The sequence below is a fragment of the Roseovarius sp. MBR-79 genome (assembly GCF_053628555.1).
In genome coordinates this window covers 46288-67409 of sequence record NZ_JBRJGP010000014.1, presented here as the reverse complement: position 1 = coordinate 67409, position 21122 = coordinate 46288, and the positions used below count along the sequence as shown (strand labels likewise).

Below are 21122 nucleotides of genomic sequence, written 5' to 3'. Positions count from 1 at the left end.
CAAAAGGGAGAACCGACAATGAAAAAACTGATGATGAGCGCGGCGGCGCTGGCGCTTGCCGCCACGGGCGCGGCGGCCGAGGTCAAGGTGGGGATGATCACCACGCTTTCGGGCGGCGGCGCGGGGCTTGGGATCGACGTGCGCGATGGCTTCATGCTGGCGATCGAGCAATCGGGGCGCAGCGATATCGAGGTGGTGATCGAGGACGATCAGCAAAAGCCCGACATCGCGGTGCAGCTTTCCGACAAGATGATCCAGTCCGAGAAGGTCGATGTGCTGACCGGCATCATCTGGTCCAACCTCGCCATGGCGGTCGTTCCGGGCGCGGTCGCGCAGGGCAAGTTTTACCTCTCGCCCAATGCCGGACCGTCGGCTCTGGCGGGCAAGGGCTGTCACCAGAACTATTTCAACGTGGCCTGGCAGAACGACAACCTGCACGAGGCGGCAGGGGCCTATGCCAATTCGGCGGGCTACAAGAACAGCTTCATCCTCGCGCCCAACTATCCGGCGGGGCAGGACGCGCTCACCGGCTACAAACGGTTCTATGAGGGCGAACTGGCGGGTGAGCTTTACACCCAGCTTGGCCAGACCGATTACGCCGCCGAGATCGCCCAGATCCGCGCCAGCGGGGCGGATTCGGTGTTCTTCTTCCTGCCCGGCGGCATGGGGATTTCGTTTCTGAAGCAATATGCCGATTCGGGCGTGGGCCTGCCGGTCGTGGGTCCCGCCTTCAGCTTCGATCAGGGCATCTTGCAGGCCGTGGGGCCGGCCGCACTTGGCGTGGTGAACACCTCGCAATGGTCCAAGGACCTCGACAACGCCGCCAACGTGGCCTTTGTCGAGACGTTTCAGGCCAAGTATGGCCGCCTGCCCTCGCTCTATGCCAGCCAGGGGTTCGACACCGCGAACCTGCTGGTTTCGGCGCTGGAAAAGGCCGATGTGTCGGACGCCGACGCCTTCCGCGAGGCGCTGCGCGCCGCCGATTTCGCCTCCACGCGCGGCGCGTTCCGCTTCGGGCCGAACCATCACCCGATCCAGAACATCTATGCCCGCGAGGTGATCCAGGAGGGCGATGTGTTCACCAACAAGGTGATCGGTGTCGCGCTCGAGGATCACGGCGACGCCTACGCCGCCGAGTGCAAGATGTAAGCGCGCGCGCCCCGGCCTTCGGGCCGGGGCGCTGCGGCGGGGAATGAAAGGCGCACCATGTCCGGCATCCTGATCGCAGAGCAGATCCTCAACGGGCTTCAGTCCGGGGTGATGCTGTTTCTCATGGCCGCGGGGCTCACGCTCATCTTCGGGGTGATGGGGCTCATCAACCTGGCGCATGGCTCGCTCTACATGGTGGGGGCCTTCGCCGCCGCCTGGGTCGCGGGGGCGACCGGCTCTTTCGGGCTGGCGCTGATTGCGGCGCTGGCGGGCGCGGCGCTGGCGGGGGTGCTGATCGAGGTGCTGGTGATCCGGCGGCTCTACCGGGCCGCCCATCTTGATCAGGTGCTGGCGACCTTCGCGCTCATTCTCATCTTCTCGGAAGGCACGCGGCTTGTGTTCGGCTCCTTCCCGCTCTTTCTCGATGTGCCGGGGGCGCTCTCGGGGCCGGTGACGCTGCCGGGGGGGATCCAGTATCCGCTTTACCGCCTCACCCTCATCGGTGTGGGCCTTCTGGTCGCGCTCTTTCTGTGGTGGCTCACGGCGCGCACGCGCATCGGCATCCAGATCCGCGCGGGCGAGAATGACCGCGAGATGATCGCAGCCCTCGGCGTGGACATCTCGAAGCTCTATACGCTGGTCTTTGCCCTCGGCGCGGCGCTGGCGGGGCTTGCCGGGGCGCTGGTGGGCGCAATCCAGTCGGTGCAGGTCGGCATGGGCGAGCCGGTGCTGATCCTCGCGTTCGTGGTGATCGTGATCGGCGGGATCGGCTCGATCAAGGGGGCCTTTGTCGGCGCGTTGCTGGTCGGGCTCACGGATACGCTGGGCGGCATCTTCCTGCCCCAGGTGTTCAAGCTTTTCATGGCCCCCGACGTGGCCACGCAGACCGGCTCGGCGCTGGCCTCGATGGCCATCTACATCGTCATGAGCCTTGTCCTGATCTGGCGGCCCTCGGGCCTATTCGGAGCGCGCGCATGATCCCCGAACGTCTTGTAACGCTTGCCGTTCTCGCGGGGCTGGCCGGTGTCGCGCTCTGGGCGCTGGCGGTTGATCAGCCCTTCACCATCACGCTGGCCACCCGCGCCGCGATCCTTGCGCTGGCGGCCGTGGGCCTCAACATCGCGCTTGGCATCGGCGGGCTGGTCAGCCTTGGCCATGCTGTCTTTTTCGGTCTCGGCGGCTATGCCATGGGCATCCTCGCCTATCACGCGCAGACCTATACCACGCTCGATCTGGGGCCCTTTTCCATCGCGGGCAGCAAGTCCATGCCGTTGATCTGGCTGGTGGCGGTGGTGGCCTCGGCACTGGCCGCACTGCTGATCGGGCTGCTGAGCCTGCGCACCTCGGGGGTCTATTTCATCATGATCACCCTCGCCTTCGGCCAGATGTTCTATTACTTCGCCATCTCCTGGAGCACCTATGGCGGCGAGGATGGCCTGTCGGTCTATGTGCGCAACGGCTTTCCGGGGCTCAATACGCTCGACCCGATCCAGTTCTTCGGCCTGTGCTTCGTGCTTCTGTGCGGCGCGCTGCTGGTCTTTGCCCGGCTGCGCGACGCGCCCTTCGGCCTTGCGCTCAATGCCGCGCGGCAGGTGCCCGCACGGGTCGAGACGGTGGGCCTCTCGCCCCTGCGGCTCAAGCTGGTGGCCTTCGTCATCTCGGGCGCGATCACCGGGCTTGCGGGCGCGCTTTTCGCCGATCTCAACCGGTTCGTCAGCCCGACCATGTTCAGCTGGCAACTCTCGGGCGAATTGATCGTGCTCATCGTCATCGGCGGCGTGGGGCGGCTGATGGGGCCGGTGATCGGGGCCTGCCTCTTCGTGCTGCTCGAACACTGGCTGGGCGCGCTGACCGCGTTCTGGCATATCTGGCTGGGGGTGATCCTGCTGGGCATCGTTCTCTTCGCGCGCGGCGGCATCGTGGGGATGCTCACCGGAAAGGCAGGGCCGCATGTCTGAGACCATCCTTGCTACCCACAACCTGATGAAAAGCTTCGGCGCGCTCCGGGCCACCGACGATGTGTCGATCGACCTGCGCGCGGGCGAAATCCATGCCCTCATCGGCCCCAACGGCGCGGGCAAATCGACGCTGATCGCGCAGATCTCGGGCGGGCTGCGGCCCGATGCGGGGCGCGTCATGCTGATGGGCCGCGACGTGACGCAGGACGGCACCGCGACCCGCGCCCGCGCGGGGCTTGGCCGCACCTTCCAGATCTCGGCGCTGGCGATGGAGGACAGCGTGCTTGAAAACGTCCTGCTGGGCGCGCTCGGGGCCGAGGGGCGGCCCTGGCGGTTCTGGTCGCGCGCCACGGGGGACGAGGATCTGCGCGCGCGCGCCATGGTCGCGCTGGAGCGTGTCGGGCTGGCCGGGGACCATGACAAGCGCACCTCGGAATTGAGCCACGGCCAGCGCCGCCAGCTTGAAGTCGCCGTGGCGCTCACGCTCCGCCCGCGCGCCTTTCTCATGGACGAGCCGATGGCGGGGCTTGGCGCGGGCGGCTCAAAACGCCTGACCGGGTTCCTCGACGGGCTGCGCGACGAGGCCCCGATCCTGCTGGTGGAGCATGACATGGACGCGGTTTTCGCGCTGGCCGACCGGATCAGCGTGCTGGCCTCGGGCCGCGTCATCGCCACCGGCACGGTGGCCGAAATCCGCGCCGACCGCGCCGTGCGCACCGCCTATCTGGGAGAGGACGCATGAGCTTGCTGAAACTCCGCGGGCTGACGGCCAGCTACGGCACCTCTCAGGCACTTTTCGGTGTCGATCTGGAGCTTGCAGAGGGTGAGGTGGTTGCGCTCATGGGCCGTAACGGCATGGGCAAGACCACCACCGTCAAGGCGATCTGCCGCATGATCCAATCGGGCGGCCATCTCAGCCTTGCGGGCCAGGACCTGCACCCCTTGCCCAGCCACCGCGTCGCGCGGCTGGGTGTCGGGCTGGTCCCCGAGGGGCGGCGCTGTTTCGCCGATCTGACGGTGCATGAAAACCTGATCGCCGCCGCGCGCCCCGGCGACTGGACCGAGGCGCGCGTGACCGCGCTTTTCCCGCGTCTGGGCGAGCGGCTGACGCAGCGCGCCGCCTCGCTCTCGGGGGGCGAGCAGCAGATGCTGGCCATCGGGCGGGCGCTGATGACCAATCCGCGCCTTCTGATCCTCGACGAGGCGACCGAGGGCCTTGCCCCCATCGTGCGGCAGGAAATCTGGTCCGCGATCCGGGCGCTCAAGCGTGACACACAGCTTTCCATCCTGCTCATCGACAAGTCGGTGCGCGAGCTTGCGGGCGTGTCGGACCGCGCCGTGATTCTGGAGCGCGGGCGCACCGTCTGGGCGGGGGCCATGGCTGACCTTACCCCTGACCTCAGCGAACGTTACGTGGGGGTGTGATGGGCTATCGCGTCTCGCAAAAGGTGCTGTTCCGCCACTGCGACCCGGCAGGGATCGTGTTCTATCCGCGCTATTTCGAGATGGTGAACGACTGTCTCGAGGGCTTCTTCGCCGACGAACTCGGCTGGCCGTGGGAGCGGCTGCATGGGGCGGGTGCGGTGCCCACGGTGCAGATCGACACGCGGTTTTCCGCGCCGTCGCGCCATGGTGAAACGCTGATCCTGCGCCTTGCCATCCACGCCGTGGGGCGCACCTCCCTGACCTATCTCCTCACCGCCGCCTGCGACGGCGAGACCCGCTTCGAGACCCGCGCAACGCTCGTCCTGATCGGGCCGGGTGGCCGCCCCGTGCCATGGCCCGATGCGATCCGAGACAAACTGACCCAGAGAACGGAGCCAACCCCGTGACCCACAAGATCATTCAGCCCGACGGCTGGCTGCCCGCCAAGGGCTATGCCAACGGCGTGCTCACGCGCGACGGCGTGCTGCACATCGGCGGCCAGATCGGCTGGACCGGTGAGCAGCGTTTCGAGAGCCACGATTTCATAGGCCAGATGCGTCAGGCCCTGCACAACATCCGCGCCATTGTCGAGGCGGCGGGCGGCAGGGTCGAGGATGTCACCCGCCTGACTTGGTTCGTGACCGACAAGCGCGAGTATCTCGCGCGTCAGCCCGAGGTCGGTGCCGCCTACCGCGAGGTGTTCGGGCGGCATTTTCCGGCCATGTCCATGGTCGTGGTCGCGGGTCTGATCGAGGACGAGGCGCTGGTCGAGATCGAAGCCACCGCGCATCTGCAATGACCCGCGTCTTTGTCTGCGACTATATCCGCAGCCCCATCGGGCGCTATGGCGGCGCGCTGGCGGCGATGCGCGCCGACGATCTGGCCGCGCATCCCGTTCAGGCGCTGATGGCGCGGCAGCCCGATCTCGACTGGGCGGCAGTGGATCAGGTGGTGATGGGTGCCGCCAATCAGGCGGGCGAGGATAATCGCAACCTTGCGCGCATGGTGGTGCTGCTCTCGGGCCTGCCCGAGAGCGTGCCCGCCCACACGATCAACCGGCTCTGCGCCTCGGGGATGGATGCGGTCATCGCGGGCGCGCGCCAGATCCAGTGCGGCGAGGGTGATCTGGTCATCGCGGGCGGCTCCGAAAGCATGAGCCGCGCGCCCTTCGTGATGCCCAAATCCACCTCGGCCTATGACCGCCATGCGGAAATCCACGACACCACCATCGGCTGGCGCTTCGTCAATCCGGTGATCGCGGCCCGCTTCGGCACCTGCTCCATGCCCGAGACCGCCGAAAACGTGGCCGAGGCCCATGGCGTCAGCCGCGAAGATCAGGACCGCTTTGCGCTCTCGAGCCAGACCCGCGCCGCCCGCGCCATCGACAGCGGCCGCATGGCCGAGGAAATCGCCCCCGTGACCCTGCCGCAGCGCCGGGGCGCGGCCGTCATTGTCGACCGCGATGAACACCCCCGCGCGACCACGCTTGAGAAACTCGCCGCCCTGCCCACGCCGTTCCGTGCGGGCGGCAGCGTGACGGCGGGCAATGCCTCGGGCGTCAATGATGGCGCGGCGGCGCTGCTTCTGGCGTCGGAACGCGCGGTGGCGCGCCACGGGCTTACGCCGCTCGCGGAATATGTCGGCGCGGCCTCGGCGGGTGTGGCACCGCGCGTCATGGGCATCGGCCCCGTTCCGGCGGTCACGCGACTTTGCGAGCGGCAAGGGGTGGCGGTGGCGGAGATCGAGTTGATCGAGCTGAACGAGGCCTTCGCCGCACAGGCCATCGCCACCTGTCGCGCGCTTTCCCTCGACCCGTTCGCGCCGCATATCAACCCGCGCGGCGGGGCCATCGCGCTCGGCCATCCCCTTGGCATGTCAGGCGCGCGCCTTGTCGGCACGGCGGCCCTGGCCATCTCGAAGGGCGAGGCCGCCATGGCCATCGCCACGCTCTGTGTCGGTGTCGGTCAGGGCGTCGCGGTGCTCTTGCGGCGCGCATGACGGCTTGCAGACGCCCATTGGCATGAAATGCCCCTCGCAACTGGCCCTAACCCCGCCCGACCGGGGCCGCTAACATCCGCGCCGATGATACCCCCATTCCCGAGGATACGCCCATGAAGATGACCACCGAGGAAGCCTTTGTCAAAACCCTGCAAAGGCATGGGATTCAACATGCTTTCGGGATCATCGGCTCGGCCTTCATGCCGATTTCCGATCTCTTCCCCAAGGCGGGGATCACCTTCTGGGACTGCGCGCATGAGGGCTCGGGCGGGATGATGGCCGATGGCTATACCCGCGCCTCGGGCCGCATGTCGATGATGATCGCGCAGAACGGACCCGGCATCACCAATTTCGTGACGCCGGTCAAGACCGCCTACTGGAACCACACGCCGCTGCTGCTGGTCACGCCGCAGGCCGCCAACAAGACCATCGGGCAGGGCGGGTTTCAGGAAATGGAACAGATGAACCTCTTTGCCGATTGCGTCGCCTATCAGGAAGAGGTGCGCGACCCCAGCCGCATCGCCGAGGTGCTCAACCGCGTGATCCTCAAGGCCAAACGTGCCTCTGCGCCCGCGCAGATCAACATTCCGCGCGATGTCTGGACGCAGGTGGTGGATATCGACCTGCCCGCCATGGTGGCCTTCGAGCGGCCCGCGGGCGGGGCTGCGGCGATTGCCGAGGCGGCGCGGCTGCTGTCGGAGGCCAAATTCCCGGTCATCCTCAACGGCGCGGGCGTGGTGCTCGCAGGCGGCATCGAGGCCTCGCGCGCGCTGGCCGAGCGGCTCGATGCGCCGGTCTGCGTGGGCTATCAGCACAATGACGCCTTCCCCGGCTCGCACCCGCTCTTTGCCGGGCCGCTGGGTTATAACGGCTCCAAGGCGGCGATGGAGCTCATCTCCAAGGCCGACGTGGTGCTCTGCCTCGGCACCCGCCTCAACCCGTTCTCGACCCTGCCGGGCTATGGCATCGACTACTGGCCGCGCGAAGCAAAAATCATCCAGGTCGATCTCAACCCCGACCGCATCGGCCTGACCAAGCCGGTCTCTGTGGGCATCGTGGGCGACGCGAAACAGGTGGCCGAGGCGATCCTCGACCACCTTTCCGAGAGCGCCGGCGACGCGGGCCGGGACGAGCGCCGCGCCGAGATTGCGCAACGCAAATCGGCCTGGGCGCAGCAGCTGTCCTCGATGGACCACGAAGAGGACGATCCCGGCACCACCTGGAACGAGCGCGCCCGCAAGGCCAAGCCCGACTGGATGAGCCCGCGCATGGCCTGGCGGGCGATTCAGGCCGCACTCCCGAAAGAGGCGATCATCTCCAGCGACATCGGCAATAACTGCGCCATCGGCAACGCCTACCCGTCGTTCGAGGCGGGGCGGAAATACCTCGCGCCGGGGCTTTTCGGCCCCTGCGGCTATGGTCTGCCGTCCATTGTCGGCGCGAAAATCGCCTGCCCCGATGTGCCGGTGGTGGGCTTCGCTGGCGACGGGGCCTTTGGCATCGCCGTCACCGAACTGACCGCCATCGGCCGCCCCGAATGGCCCGCGATCACGCAGGTCGTGTTCCGCAACTACCAATGGGGCGCGGAAAAGCGCAATTCGACGCTCTGGTATGACGACAATTTCATCGGCACCGAACTTGACGAACAGGTCAGCTATGCAGGCATCGCCCGCGCCTGCGGCCTGCAAGGCGTGGTTGCGCGCACCATGGAAGAGCTGACCGCCGCGCTGGCAACCGCCATCCGCGACCAGATGGAGCATGGCAAGACCACCCTCATCGAGGCGATGATCAATCAGGAACTGGGCGAACCGTTCCGCCGCGATGCGATGAAGAAACCGGTGGCCGTGGCCGGGATCGACCCTGCCGACATGCGCGCGCAGGTCTGAGCCGTCGCACGGCTGTAACCCCGAGCGGACAAGGTAGCGCGTGCGGACTATCTTGAAGCCGTTGCATTTCGACAGGACCAGACCATGACAGAGCCTTATCCGTTTCTTGCGAGGACCCGGCCTGTGTGCCCGCCATCGTTGCTGGACCGGGCGCGGGGTCTGCCCGCACTGCGCGTGGCCGTCGTGAATGCCGGTTCCCCCAACGCGTTGCAGGGCGCGCGCGAGGCCGCCGAGGCAGGCCTCGCGACTCCGGTGCTGATCGGGGACACCGAAAAGATCAAGGCGACGGCGGACGAGATAGGTTGGGACATTTCGGGGCTGCCGCTCATCCATGCCCCCAAAGAGGCCGCCGCGCATCGGGCCGCGCGGATGGCGCGCTCGGGCGAGGTGGGGGCCATCATGAAAGGACAGATTCACACGTCGGTGTTCCTCAAGGGTCTGTTGCCGTCGGCGGCGGGGCTGCGTGCCCCCGGAACGATGTGCGGACATGTGTTTCATATCACCATGCCCGGCTCGGACCGGCCACTTTTGCTGACCGATGCCGCGCTGAACGTGGACCCGGACGTGGAAACGCGGCAGGCGTGCCTCGCCCATGCGGTGGCGCTTGCGATGAAGCTGGGAATCCAGCGGCCAAAGGCCGCTATCCTTGCCTCGACCGAAGACCCCACGCCATCGGTTCCGAACACGATGGAAGCGCGCCAGATCGCGGATTGGGCAGCGCGGGCGTTGCCGCAGGCCATTGTGCAGGGGCCCATGGCCATGGACCTGATCCTGTCACGCGCCGCGGCGGAGGCAAAGAATTTCGAATCCGACGTATCGGGGGACGCCGACATACTCGTGACGCCCAACATCACCACGGGAAATGCCGTGTTCAAACTGATGGCCTTTGGCATGGGGTGCTGTTGTGCGGGCGTCGTTTTGGGCGCAAAGGTGCCGATCCTGCTGACCTCGCGGGCGCAGGGGGCCGAGGAGCGCATGGCCTCCATGGCCCTCGGCGTAATTGGGGCAGCGCCATGATCCTTGTGGTGAATGCCGGGTCCTCCTCGATCAAGGTCGCCGTCTTTGACGGCGGGCTCGTCGAGCAAGTGAGCGGCAGCGCCGACGGCATCGGCGACACGGGCCGACTTAGGGTCGGCAACATATCGCAGACGCGTGACTTTCCCGAGCACAAGAGCGCCCTCGGGGCGGTCCTCACGGGCCTTGCCGACGAGGGCTATCCGCTCTCGGCCTTTCACGTGGCAGCGCATCGCGTGGTGCATGGCGGCAACCTCACCGCGCCCGCGCGCCTCACGCCCGACACCCTTGCCGCGATCCGCGCCGCCGTCCCCCTCGCGCCGCTCCACAACCCCCACAATCTTGCCGCCATCGAGACGCTGGCGCGCCTCGCACCGAGCCTTGCGCAAACCGCAAGCTTCGACACCGCCTTTCACGCCACCAACCCCGATCTTGCCACCCGCTACGCTATTCCTGCGCAGATCGCCGCGCGCGGCATCCGGCGCTACGGCTTTCACGGCATCTCCTTCGCCGCGCTCACCGAGGCGCTGCCGCGCCTTTCGGGTGCGCCGTTGCCCGCCCGCCTTCTGGCGCTGCATCTGGGTAACGGCTGCTCGCTCTGCGCCATCCGCGACGGGCAGTCGGTCGCCACCACCATGGGCTATTCGCCGCTCAGCGGGCTGACCATGGGCACCCGCGCGGGCGAGATCGACGGCAACGCGGTGCTGCGGCTGGCCGAGGAGGACGGCATCGACGCCACCCGCCACCTGCTCAACCACGAGAGCGGGTTGCGCGGCCTCTCGGGCGGGCCATCGGATATGCGCGCCCTCATCGAGGCGAACACCGCCGAGAGCCGCTTTGCCATCGACCATTTCTGCTACTGGGCCACGCGCCACGCCGGATCGCTCATCGCCGCCATGGGCGGCGTCGATGCGATAGCCTTCACCGGCGGCATCGGCGAGAACGCGGCCCCTATACGCGCGCGTATCGCCAACGGCCTGGCCTGGCTTGGCGCGCGGCTCGACGAGGCCGCGAACGCCGCAGGCGCGCCGCGCCTTCACGCGGCGGGCTCCCTGCCCATCTGGATCGTCCCCGCCGCCGAGGAGGCCCGCATCGCCGCAGATGCGCTGGCCCTGCTGGAGGCCCCGAAGTAGAACATGACACCTGCCATTTTCGAATTTTAAAAACATATGTTCGGGAATGGGGAATTTAGCGGAATACGGGTCGCAAGCCCCGCGATCCTGTCCTAATCTCCCGCCCAAGGAGGCGCGCACGCATGACACACCAACCCCGGCTCGATACTTCGCCCCATGTCTCGGACGAGGTGCGCCGCACGACATGCTACATGTGCGCCTGCCGCTGCGGCATCAACGTGCACATGAAGGGCGGACAGGTCGCCTATATCGAGGGCAACCGCGACCACCCGGTGAACCGCGGCGTGCTCTGCGCCAAGGGCTCGGCGGGGATCATGCAGCACAACGCGCCGTCGCGGCTGCGCGCGCCCTTGAAGCGTGTGGGCCCGCGCGGTTCGGGCGAGTTCGAGGAAATCTCCTGGGACGAGGCATTGCAGATAGCCTGCGACTGGCTGGAACCCATTCGCCGCGACGACCCGTCGAAACTCGCCTTCTTCACCGGGCGCGACCAGTCTCAGAGCTTCACCAGCTATTGGGCACAGAATTTCGGCACGCCCAACTATGCCGCGCATGGCGGTTTCTGCTCGGTCAACATGGCGGCGGCTGGCATATACACGATGGGCGGCGCGTTCTGGGAGTTCGGGCAGCCCGATTGGGACCACACCAAGCTATTCATCCTCTTCGGCGTGGCCGAGGATCACGATTCGAACCCGATCAAGATGGGGATTGGCCGCATCAAGGCGCGCGGCGCAAAGGTGATCGGCGTCAACCCCATTCGCACCGGCTACAACGCCGTGGCCGATGACTGGGTGGCCATCACGCCGGGCACCGATGGCCTGTTCATCCTCTCGCTCATCCACGAGCTGATGGCGGCGGGCAAGATCGACCTCGATTACCTCGCCCGCTACACCAACGCGCCGGTGCTCATCAACGGCGATCCCGCCTCGCCCGAGCACGGGCTTTTCCTGCGCGACGAGGGCGGCAAGCCGCTGGTCATCGACCGCAGCACCGGCAAACCCACCGCGTTCGACAAACCGGGCGTGCGCCCCGATCTCAGCGCCACCCATGAGGCAGATGGCATCACCCACCGTCCGGTCATGCACCTGATGGCCGAACGCTATCTCGATCCGCAATACGCCCCCGAGGCGGTGGCCGCGCGTTGCGGCATCAGCCCCGACAAGATCCGCCGCATCGCCGCCGAGATCGCCCGCGTGGCCTTTGACGAGGAAATCACCCTCGATCACGCATGGACCGATTTTCGCGGCGAGACGCATCAGACGATGGTGGGTCGCCCGGTGAGTTTTCACGCCATGCGCGGCATCTCGGCCCATTCCAACGGCTTTCAGACCGCCCGCGCGCTGCATGTGCTGCAAATCCTGCTGGGCACGGTCGAGGTGCCCGGCGGTTTCCGGTTCAAGCCGCCCTATCCCAGACCGGTCAGCGCCCACCCCACGCCGCATTGCAAAACCACGCCCGGCCAGCCGCTCGATGGCCCGCATCTGGGCTATCCGCGCGGCCCCGAAGATCTCGCCCTCAAGGAAGACGGCAGCGCCGCGCGCATCGACAAGGCGTTCACCTGGGAAAACCCGATGTCGGCGCATGGGCTGATGCATATGGTCATCTCCAATGCCCATGCGGGCGATCCCTACAGGATCGACACGCTCTTCATGTATATGGCCAACATGGCGTGGAATTCCTCGATGAACACGGCCCGAGTGATGGAGATGCTCACCGACCGGGATGCAAACGGCGATTATGTCATTCCCCATATCATCTACTCGGACGCCTACAGTTCCGAAATGGTCGCCTATGCCGACCTGATCCTGCCCGATACCACCTATCTGGAGCGGCACGACTGCATTTCCCTGCTCGACCGCCCGATTTGCGAGGCGGACGCGGCGGCGGATGCGATCCGCTGGCCGGTGGTCACGCCCGACCGCGACGTGCGCGGCTTCCAGACGGTGCTTGTGCAGCTTGCCAACAAGCTGAAACTGCCCGGTTTCACCACCGAGGACGGCACCGCGCGCTACACCGATTACGCCGATTACATGGTCAACCACGAACGCAAGCCGGGCATCGGCCCGCTCATTGGCTTTCGCGGCGACGGGTCTGATACGGGGCGCGGCGCGCCCAACCCCGCGCAGATCGACCGTTATATCGAGAACGGCGGCTTTTTCGTCAGCCACATTCCCGAGGCGGCGCAGTATTACAAACCCTGGAACAGGGCCTATCAGGACTGGGCCGTGGGCATCGGCATTTTCGACAAACCCCAGCCCTACATCTTCGACCTCTACGCCGAGCCGATGCGCAGGTTCCAACTGGCCGCCGAGGGGCATGGCGAGCGTCAGCCCCCGGATCACCTGCGCGACCGCATCAAATCCACGATGGACCCGCTGCCGATCTGGTATCCGCCCTTCGAGGATACGGCCATCGATACCGACGAATTCCCCATCCACGCGCTCACGCAACGCCCGATGGCGATGTATCATTCCTGGGGCACGCAAAACGCCTGGCTGCGGCAGATCCACGGGCACAACCCGCTCTACCTGCCGACAAAGCTGTGGCAGAAGCACGGCTTTGCGACGGGCGATTGGGCGCGCGTCACCTCGCCCCATGGCGAGATCACCGTGCCCGTGGCCCATATGGCGGCGCTGAATGAGAACACCGTCTGGACATGGAACGCCATCGGCAAGCGCAAGGGGGCCTGGGCGCTCTCCGAGGACGCGCCGGAGGCGACACGCGGCTTCCTGCTCAACCACCTCATCCACGAGCTTTTGCCGCCCAAGGGCGACGGCCTCAGATGGTCCAACTCCGATCCGATCACCGGGCAGGCGGCATGGTTCGACCTGCGTGTGAAGATCGAGAAGACACAAGCCCCGTCAGAGGCGCAACCCGGCTTCGCGCCGATCAAATCGCCGGTCGGGCAAGGCCCCGATCACCTCGCATGGACGGTGGGAAAATGACCCGGTTTCTTCTGGCCCGAAATATCCCGGGGTCTGGGGCAGCGCCCCAGTCCACCCCCAACCACCAGAGCGAGGGCTGACCATGACCACGCTTCCCGAAGCCACCACCCGCAAACTCGGCCTCGTGATCGACCTTGACACCTGCGTCGGCTGTCATGCCTGTGTTATCGCCTGCAAAGGCTGGAACACCGAGAATTACGGCGCGCCCCTCAGCGATCAGGACCCCTACGGTGCCGCCCCCTCCGGCACTTTCCTCAACCGCATCCACAGCTACGAGGTGCAGCCCGCGACCGGCACCGCGCAACTCGTGCATTTCCCCAAATCCTGCCTGCATTGCGAGGATGCGCCTTGCGTCACCGTCTGCCCCACGGGCGCGAGCTACAAGCGCGTGGAGGACGGGATCGTTCTGGTCAACGAGAGCGATTGCATCGGCTGCGGCCTCTGTGCCTGGGCCTGCCCCTACGGCGCACGCGAGATGGATCAGGCCGAGGGCGTGATGAAGAAATGCACGCTCTGCGTGGACCGCATCTATAACGAGAACCTGCCGGAGGTGGACCGGGTGCCCGCCTGCGTGCGCACCTGCCCTGCGGGTGCGCGCCATTTCGGCGATCTGGGCGACCCCGAGAGCGATGTCTCGAAGCTTGTGGCGACACGCGGCGGCATGGACCTCATGCCCGAACAGGGCACGAAGCCCGTGAACAAATACCTGCCGCCGCGCCCGCGCGACCGGCTGGACGAGGTGGACGTGCTCGCCCCCTTGCTGGCCCCCGTGGCGGCAGAGCCCACGGGCTTTCTCGGCTGGCTCGACCGCGCGCTGGAAAGGCTCTGACATGCACCCGGCCCCGTCCGTCATCGCCTTTACCACTCTCTCCGGCGCGGGCTTCGGCCTGCTCTTCTGGCTGGGTCTCGGCCTGCCTGCCGTCACCGGCTGGGTGGCCTTCGTCTTTTTCGCCATCGCCTTCGCGCTCGCGGCGGGCGGTCTCATGGCCTCGACCTTCCATCTCGGCCACCCCGAACGCGCGTGGAAGGCGTTCAGCCAGTGGCGGTCAAGCTGGCTCAGCCGCGAAGGCGTCTGCGCGGTGGCGGCCCTTCTGAGCATGGGGGCCTATGGCGCGGGGCTGGTGTTTTTCGGCACGCGGCTGGCACCGCTTGGGTGGCTTGGGGCGGCCCTCAGCCTCGGCACCGTCTTCACCACCTCGATGATCTATGCGCAGTTGCGCACGATGCCGCGCTGGCAAAGCCCGCTCACCCCGGCCCTCTTCATCACCATCGCGCTCGGCGGCGGGGCGCTGCTGGCGGGACAGGTCACGGCAGCGATGGCGCTATTGGCGCTCGCGGGGCTGGTGCAACTCATCTGGTGGCGGCGGGGCGACCGGGCCCTGGCCGAGAGCGCGACCGACATGGCAAGCGCCACGGGGCTGGGGCGCATCGGCACCGTGCGCAGCTTTGCGCCGCCCCATACCGGCACGAACTACCTTCTGCGCGAGATGGTCCACGAGGTCGGGCGCAAACATGCCGCACGCCTGCGTGTGATCGCGCTGGCGCTTGGGTATGCGGTGCCGGTGGTGTTGCTCGCCCTGCCTTTCGGCCATGCGCTTGCTGCCCTTGCCGTGGTCAGTCATCTTGCGGGCATCGCCGCCTCACGCTGGCTGTTCTTCGCCGAGGCCGAGCATGTGGTCGGCCTCTATTACGGCAAGAGGTAGCGCCCGGATCCCTGCCCCGGTCCTGCATCATAGAAGGCCGGGGCAAGCCGGTCAGGCATTGGCCCCCGTCAGCTTGGGGTCCTTCGGATCAAGGCGGGCCGCGGCCGCGTCGCCCACATTGTCGATGCCACGCTCTTCCAGCAGCGTGGTCAGCCAGTTGGGGTCCATCTCGGGCACCGAACTCAGCAGAAGGTCGGTATAGGGATGGTGCGGCGGCGTGAACATGTCGTCCTTGGGCCCCTGCTCCACCACCTTGCCATGCTGCATCACCACCACCTCGTCGGCGATGGAACGCACGGTCGCAAGATCGTGCGTGATGAACATGTAAGCGAGGTTCAGGTCCCGTTGCAGCCGGTCGAGCAGGCGCAAAATGCCCTCGGCGACAAGCTGATCGAGCGCCGATGTCACCTCGTCGCAGACGATGAAGCTGGGCTCGGCGGCGAGCGCGCGGGCGATGCCGATGCGCTGTTTCTGCCCGCCCGAAAGCTCGGTCGGATAGCGGTTGTAATATTGCGACGGCTCAAGCTCGATCATGTCAAGAAGGGCATCCACCCGGTTCTTGAGAGCGACACCCTTCAGCCCGCCATAGAACTGCGCCGGCCGCCCGATAAGTTCCGAGATCCTGAGCTTCGGATTGAGCGCGGTATCGGCCATCTGATAGATCATCTGGCACTGGCGCAACTGGTCCTTGGTGCGGTTGCGATAATCCGGCGGGAACGGCGTGCCCTTGAACAGCACCTCGCCCTTCATCGGTGGCAACAGCCCGGTGATCACACGCGCGGTGGTGGATTTGCCCGAGCCGGATTCGCCCACCACGGCCACGGTCATGCCCTCGTAAATGTCGAAACTCACATCATCGAGGATCTTCTCGCCCTTGGTATAGGCCGCATCGACATGGCGCACGGAAATGAGCGGCACGCCGTCCTTGGGGCGATGTTTCTGCGGGCTTTCAAAGCTGCGGACCGCCCAGAGGGATTTGGTATATTCCTCCTGCGGGTTGTCGAGCATCTCCTTGGTCGGGGCCTCCTCGACCTCTTCGCCCTTGAGCAGCACCTTGATCGTGTCGGCCATCTGCGCCACGACCGCCAGATCGTGGGTGATGTAGATCGCCGCTGTGTTGAACTCGTCGACGATATCGCGGATCGCGGCCAGAACCTCGATCTGCGTGGTCACGTCCAGCGCGGTCGTCGGCTCGTCGAAGATGATGAGATCGGGGCGGCACGACATCGCCATCGCGGTCATCGCGCGCTGCAACTGCCCGCCCGAGACCTGATGCGGATAGCGAAAGCCGATTTCCTGCGGATTGGGCAGGCGCAGCTTTTCATAAAGCTCCATCGCGTCTTCCTGCGCCTCCAGCCGTTTCTTGAGCCGGTATTGCAGCGGCGCCTCGGTGTGCTGGTCGATGATCTTGTGCGCCGGGTTGAACGAGGCTGCCGCCGATTGCGCGACATAGGCGATGCGCGAACCGCGCAGCATCCGCCGGTCGGCCTCGGTTGCGGTGGTCAACTCCATCCCGTCGAACTCGATCGACCCGTTCGAGATGCGCGTACCGTCACGGGCATAGCCCATGCAGGCCGCCCCGATGGTGGACTTGCCCGCCCCCGACTCGCCGATGAGGCCCATCACCTCGCCCCGGTGGAGCGTCAGATCCACCCCCTTGATGATCGGCACCCAGGTCTCGTCCGAATAGCCCTCGATCTTCAGGTCACGGATTTTGAGAAGAACGTCTTTTTTCTTGATCATGGGTTCACACCTTCAGGCCGGAGGAGCGGTAGAGCATCCAGTCCACCACGAAGTTGACCGCCACCGTCAAAAGCGCGATGGCCGCGGCCGGGATGAGCGGGGTCAGTTCGCCGAACGAAATCAGCGTCGCATTCTCGCGCACCATCGAGCCCCAATCCGCCGTTGGCGGCTGAATCCCGAGGCCGAGGAACGAAAGCCCCGCGATGAGCAGGAACACGAAGCAGAATTCAAGGCCGAATTCCGCCACCAGCGGCGCGGCCGAGTTGGGCAGGATCTCGCGGCGGATCAGATACCAGCGCCGCTCGCCCCGCAGCTTGGCCGCCTCGATATAATCCATCACCACCACGTTGCCCGCGACCGCCCGCGTCAGTCGGAACACGCGCGGGCTGTAGATCACCGCCACGACCAGCACGAGGATGATCTCGGAGGGGTTGAAGATGACCAACATCCCCCCGGCAAAGGCCACCGCCACCCCGACCATGATCGCAAGCCCGATGACCCAGGACAGGATATTGCCCTCCGCCACCGCCGTGACGAACAAGAGCCCCACCAGCACCGCGAACCCGGTCAGGAGCCAGAAGCTCGTGGTGTCGTTGGCCAATTCGCCGCCAAAGATCGACAGCATCAAGAGCGCGAAGATCAAGGACGGGATCGACATGATCACGTCGGACATGCGCCCGAGGAACTGATCGAAATAACCCCCCGTGGTCGCCGCCAGAAGCCCCGCCATCGCCCCCAGCGTGAAGGCCAGAACCGTCCCCGCCAGCGCCAGTGCCACCGTGTTGCGCGCGCCATAGATGATGCGGCTGAACATGTCGCGGCCAAGCTGATCGGCCCCCAGCAGCATGTTCTCATCCGCCGGAGCGAAGGCCGAGGAAATCACCTGCGCCTCGCCGAAGGGCGCGATCCAGGGGGCGAAGATGCCCGCGATGGCATAGGTGAAGATCACGAACATGCCAAAGGCTGCCGTCAGCGGCGCGGTGCGCAACTCCTTGGCCATGTTGTGCGAGGCGATGGCAATCAGGAACTCGCGGAAGGCATAGGACACCATCGCCGCCAGCGCCAGCAAGCCCGCCGCAATGGCCACGCCGCGCAGCGCGCCCACCCCGCCCACGATCCCCAGCACGAAGGAGACCAGCGTGAGCGAGAAGATCAGCAAAAACGCCGACCGCTTGTTGAAATAGGCCGCAAGGCAGGACGCGCCGAGAAGCAGAGTATAGTAGATGATGACGAAAACGCTCATGTCTCTGCCCCCCTTATTTCGGATGCCGCAGGCGCGGATTGGTGAGGATTGCCCCAACATCCGCCGCGAGGTTGAGCAGGATGAACGTCGCCGCAAAGATCAGGCAACACGCCTGAACCACCGGGAAATCGCGCTTGCTGACCGCATCGACCAGCGCCTGACCGATGCCCGGATAGACGAACACCACCTCCACCAGCACCACGCCGGTGATGAGATACGCGAGGTTGAGCGCCACCACGTTGATGATCGGCGCCCAGGCATTGGGCAGCGCGTGTTTCACGATCACCTTCCAGGGCGGTGTGCCCTTGAGGCGCGCCATCTCGATATAGGGGCTTGCCAGAAGGTTGATGATCGCCGCCCGCGTCATGCGCATCATATGCGCCGTCACCACCAGCACCAGCGTCAGCGCCGGCAGGAAGGTGCGGTAAAGCAGATCCCAGAAATCCATCCCCTCCCGCAGGCTTGCGATGGCCGGGAACATGCCCGTCTTGACCGCGAGATAGAGGATGAGGATGTAACCGAGGAAAAACTCGGGGGAGGAGATCGAGGTCAGCGTCGCCACGTTCGCCACCCGGTCGAAGATCGAGTTGCGCGCCAGCGCCACCAGCACCCCGAGGATGATCGAGATCGGCACCGCGATGGCCGCCGCGTAGGTGGCGAGGAACAGCGTGTTGGCGAACCGCTCGCCGATGGTCTCCGAGACGCTCGCGCCGGTGACGATGGAATTGCCGAAATCGAGCATCACCGCGCCCGAAAGCCAGTCCAGATACCGCACGATGGCCGGCTGATCGAGCCCCATCTCCTTGCGCAGCGCGGCCAGGTTTTCGGGTGTCGCCCCCTGCCCCAGCACGGCCTGCGCGATATCGCCGGGCAAAAGCTCGACCATGAAGAAGATGATCACGGAAATGATCAGCAAAATGACCAGTCCCAGACCAAGCCGCTTGGCGACCAGCCCAAGGATATCCCCCATCTTTCCCTCCTGTTGTTATTCTTTTTCTTGGCCCGCGACGTCGCGCAGACTCATGCGACCAGCGTAGCGGCTTTTTTCGTGGGCGGTGCCGTTTTTTTCCCGGCTTCCCGCCAAAATGGGCGTCCGGCCCCCGCTTCAGGGGGCCGAACCCGTCTCAATGGGCCGCGATCAGGCCGAGAACCACCAGCGGCTCGCAGCGCGTGCGCCGTCGCACTCCCAGCTTGCCGCGATGTTCTCGGCACGCTCGACGCCCTTGCCGCGCGCATAGACCCAGTTGTTGAAGAAGGGCAGCAACGTGCCCCCATCATCGCGCATGAGCAGGCACATCTCGCGATACATCTCGCCGCGCAGGGTGTCGTCAAGCTCTGCCTTGGCCTTGAGCAGCAGCTCGTTGAACCGCTCGTTCTGCCAGCGGCTTTCGTTCCAGGCGGCATCGTCCTTGTAGGCCAGCGTGAACATCACGTCCGGCGTCGGGCGCGCGCCCCAGGATACGGCCGAGAACGGCTTTTTCAGCCACACATCGGAGTAGTAGCCATCATTCGGCTCGCGCACGACGTTGATGTTGATGCCCGCCGCCTTGGCCTGTTCGGCATAGAGCACGCACATGTCCACCGCGCCGGTATAGACGGTCTCGGCCACCGACATGTTGACCGAAAGCCCGTCGTGACCAGCCTCTTTCAGCAGCGATTTCGCCTGGTCCGGGTCATACGCGCGCTGCGGGATGTCGTCGGGCCAATAGGGCTGGACCGGCGAGAGGTGGAAATCGTTGCCCTTGGTGGCCGCGCCGAACGCGATCTTCTCGATGATCTCGTCGCGGTCCATCGCCAGCTTGAGCGCGGTGCGCACGCGCACATCGCTGAAGGGTGCCGTGTCGCAGAACATCGGCATGGTGATCGCCCCGCCTGAGGGGACGTTTTCCACGTTGATGTCGGGGTTGCGCTGCAACAGCGCCATGGTCTTGAGCTCGATGAGCGAGACCGCGTCCACATCGCCCGTCACAAGAGCGGTCTGGCGCGCGTTGGGGTCGTTGAGCACGATCATGTTGACCCTGTCGAAATAAGCCCCCTCGCCGTGCCAGCCATCGTGGCGCGAGAGTTCCCACTGAATACCGAAATTGCCGGTCTCGATCTTGTAGGGTCCGGTGCCGTCACCCGACTGCCAGTTGATCGACCCGTCGTCATTGGCCGGACAAATGGCAAAGTGATAGTCGGTCATCAGCCAGGGCAGGTCGGCATTGCCGCGCGACAGCGTGAAGACAACCTTGTAATCGCCATCGGCGCGAATGTCGGTCACATCGCTCAGAAGCGCCTTGGCCGCCGAGGTGCTGTCATCGCCGCGGTGATGATTGAAGCTCGCCACCACGTCGGCAGACGTGCATTTCCGGCCACTGTGGAAAGTGGCGTTCTCATTGAGCGAGAAGGTCCATTCCGCGGCGTCGGGGCTTGCCTCCCAGCCGGTGGCGAGATCCGGGCCGAGCGCGTTTTCCGGCGTGATCATCGTCAGGTAGCTGCGATAGGTATGGGCCAGATAGATCATCTGCCGGGTCACATAGGTGCCCGGGTCATGTGTGTCCGAGGTGTTGCCGTCATGCACGCCCCAGCGGAATGTGCCGCCGCGCTGCGGTGCCGCGGCGGCGGATTTGGTCCAAAGCCCGGTCGCGGCAGAGGTGGTCACCCCCGCCACGGCGGCATAGTGCATGAACGAGCGGCGCGAGATGCTGCCCGAACGGGCCGCCATCGCCAGCTTGTCCATCAACATCTGGTCGGTTTTCCTGGTCATGTGTTTTCCCTGTTTTTTGGTTGATCTGTCGTTGCAAGACGCGCAGGCGCGGCCTTGGACTTCAGCTTCCTAGCCAGGGGGTCTGTCTGGATGCTCAAAAACGACATGACTGTATCAAAACACGAAATTTCCGGGGTTGCCACCCTTGAGGCGAAGGTTTTTGTCTTAAAGGGGCATGT

18 protein-coding genes are annotated in these 21122 nt (G+C 65.7%); 14 read left to right on the top strand and 4 right to left on the bottom strand.

The window, feature by feature from the left end:
- Positions 1 to 18: 18 nt before the first annotated feature.
- The 14 genes from ACSSV8_RS14575 to ACSSV8_RS14510 all read left to right on the top strand — a co-directional run bounded on the left by ACSSV8_RS14575 (position 19) and on the right by ACSSV8_RS14510 (position 15208).
- Complete coding sequence (locus tag ACSSV8_RS14575) at positions 19 to 1149, top strand: ABC transporter substrate-binding protein (RefSeq protein WP_354539343.1); 1131 nt, start codon at positions 19 to 21, stop codon at positions 1147 to 1149.
- 57 nt (positions 1150 to 1206) lie between these two features.
- Positions 1207 to 2127 carry a branched-chain amino acid ABC transporter permease gene (locus ACSSV8_RS14570; protein ID WP_454282931.1) on the top strand — a complete coding sequence of 307 codons (921 nt, stop codon included), beginning with the start codon at positions 1207 to 1209 and terminating at the stop codon, positions 2125 to 2127.
- Positions 2124 to 3107, top strand: coding sequence for a branched-chain amino acid ABC transporter permease (locus ACSSV8_RS14565; protein ID WP_354539345.1), 984 nt, complete (start codon positions 2124 to 2126; stop codon positions 3105 to 3107). Before ACSSV8_RS14570 ends, ACSSV8_RS14565 begins: the two co-directional genes overlap by 4 nt.
- Positions 3100 to 3849 (top strand): ABC transporter ATP-binding protein, encoded by a 750-nt coding sequence (locus tag ACSSV8_RS14560; protein ID WP_454282930.1) that lies wholly within the window; start codon positions 3100 to 3102, stop codon positions 3847 to 3849. The genes ACSSV8_RS14565 and ACSSV8_RS14560 overlap by 8 nt, the downstream gene beginning before the upstream one ends.
- A complete protein-coding gene (locus ACSSV8_RS14555; protein ID WP_454282929.1) occupies positions 3846 to 4532 on the top strand; it encodes an ABC transporter ATP-binding protein in 687 nt (228 codons plus the stop codon). The genes ACSSV8_RS14560 and ACSSV8_RS14555 overlap by 4 nt, the downstream gene beginning before the upstream one ends.
- Positions 4532 to 4939, top strand: coding sequence for an acyl-CoA thioesterase (locus tag ACSSV8_RS14550; protein WP_454282928.1), 408 nt, complete (start codon positions 4532 to 4534; stop codon positions 4937 to 4939). The genes ACSSV8_RS14555 and ACSSV8_RS14550 overlap by 1 nt, the downstream gene beginning before the upstream one ends.
- Positions 4936 to 5331 carry a RidA family protein gene (locus ACSSV8_RS14545; RefSeq protein WP_354539349.1) on the top strand — a complete coding sequence of 132 codons (396 nt, stop codon included), beginning with the start codon at positions 4936 to 4938 and terminating at the stop codon, positions 5329 to 5331. The genes ACSSV8_RS14550 and ACSSV8_RS14545 overlap by 4 nt, the downstream gene beginning before the upstream one ends.
- Positions 5328 to 6530: a 3-oxoadipyl-CoA thiolase gene (gene pcaF, locus ACSSV8_RS14540; protein ID WP_454282927.1), complete on the top strand. Its 1203-nt coding sequence runs from the start codon at positions 5328 to 5330 to the stop codon at positions 6528 to 6530. Before ACSSV8_RS14545 ends, pcaF begins: the two co-directional genes overlap by 4 nt.
- A gap of 113 nt (positions 6531 to 6643) precedes the next feature.
- Complete coding sequence (xsc, locus tag ACSSV8_RS14535; RefSeq protein WP_454282926.1) at positions 6644 to 8416, top strand: sulfoacetaldehyde acetyltransferase; 1773 nt, start codon at positions 6644 to 6646, stop codon at positions 8414 to 8416.
- Between the two features lie 84 nt (positions 8417 to 8500).
- Positions 8501 to 9433: a phosphate acyltransferase gene (locus tag ACSSV8_RS14530; RefSeq protein ID WP_454282925.1), complete on the top strand. Its 933-nt coding sequence runs from the start codon at positions 8501 to 8503 to the stop codon at positions 9431 to 9433.
- Entirely contained in the window at positions 9430 to 10563 is a 1134-nt protein-coding gene (locus tag ACSSV8_RS14525; RefSeq protein ID WP_454282924.1) for an acetate/propionate family kinase, read from the top strand. The genes ACSSV8_RS14530 and ACSSV8_RS14525 overlap by 4 nt, the downstream gene beginning before the upstream one ends.
- A 122-nt stretch (positions 10564 to 10685) precedes the next feature.
- Entirely contained in the window at positions 10686 to 13505 is a 2820-nt protein-coding gene (locus tag ACSSV8_RS14520; RefSeq protein WP_454282923.1) for a molybdopterin oxidoreductase family protein, read from the top strand.
- Positions 13506 to 13587: 82 nt separating this feature from the next.
- The gene (locus ACSSV8_RS14515) at positions 13588 to 14334 is read left to right on the top strand and encodes a 4Fe-4S dicluster domain-containing protein (RefSeq protein ID WP_354539355.1); all 747 of its coding nucleotides are present in this window, start codon (positions 13588 to 13590) and stop codon (positions 14332 to 14334) included.
- Between the two features lies 1 nt (position 14335).
- Positions 14336 to 15208 carry a dimethyl sulfoxide reductase anchor subunit family protein gene (locus ACSSV8_RS14510; protein ID WP_454282922.1) on the top strand — a complete coding sequence of 291 codons (873 nt, stop codon included), beginning with the start codon at positions 14336 to 14338 and terminating at the stop codon, positions 15206 to 15208.
- Between the two features lie 51 nt (positions 15209 to 15259).
- Here ACSSV8_RS14510 and ACSSV8_RS14505 read toward each other — a convergent pair whose 3' ends face one another.
- The 4 genes from ACSSV8_RS14505 to ACSSV8_RS14490 all read right to left on the bottom strand — a co-directional run bounded on the left by ACSSV8_RS14505 (position 15260) and on the right by ACSSV8_RS14490 (position 20943).
- Positions 15260 to 16951, bottom strand: a complete 1692-nt coding sequence (locus ACSSV8_RS14505) for an ABC transporter ATP-binding protein (protein ID WP_454282921.1) — start codon at positions 16949 to 16951, stop codon at positions 15260 to 15262.
- A gap of 4 nt (positions 16952 to 16955) precedes the next feature.
- Complete coding sequence (locus ACSSV8_RS14500; protein ID WP_354539358.1) at positions 16956 to 18194, bottom strand: ABC transporter permease; 1239 nt, start codon at positions 18192 to 18194, stop codon at positions 16956 to 16958.
- Between the two features lie 13 nt (positions 18195 to 18207).
- A complete protein-coding gene (locus tag ACSSV8_RS14495; RefSeq protein ID WP_354539359.1) occupies positions 18208 to 19164 on the bottom strand; it encodes an ABC transporter permease in 957 nt (318 codons plus the stop codon).
- 168 nt (positions 19165 to 19332) lie between these two features.
- Positions 19333 to 20943 carry an ABC transporter substrate-binding protein gene (locus ACSSV8_RS14490; RefSeq protein WP_354539360.1) on the bottom strand — a complete coding sequence of 537 codons (1611 nt, stop codon included), beginning with the start codon at positions 20941 to 20943 and terminating at the stop codon, positions 19333 to 19335.
- Positions 20944 to 21122: the final 179 nt, after the last annotated feature.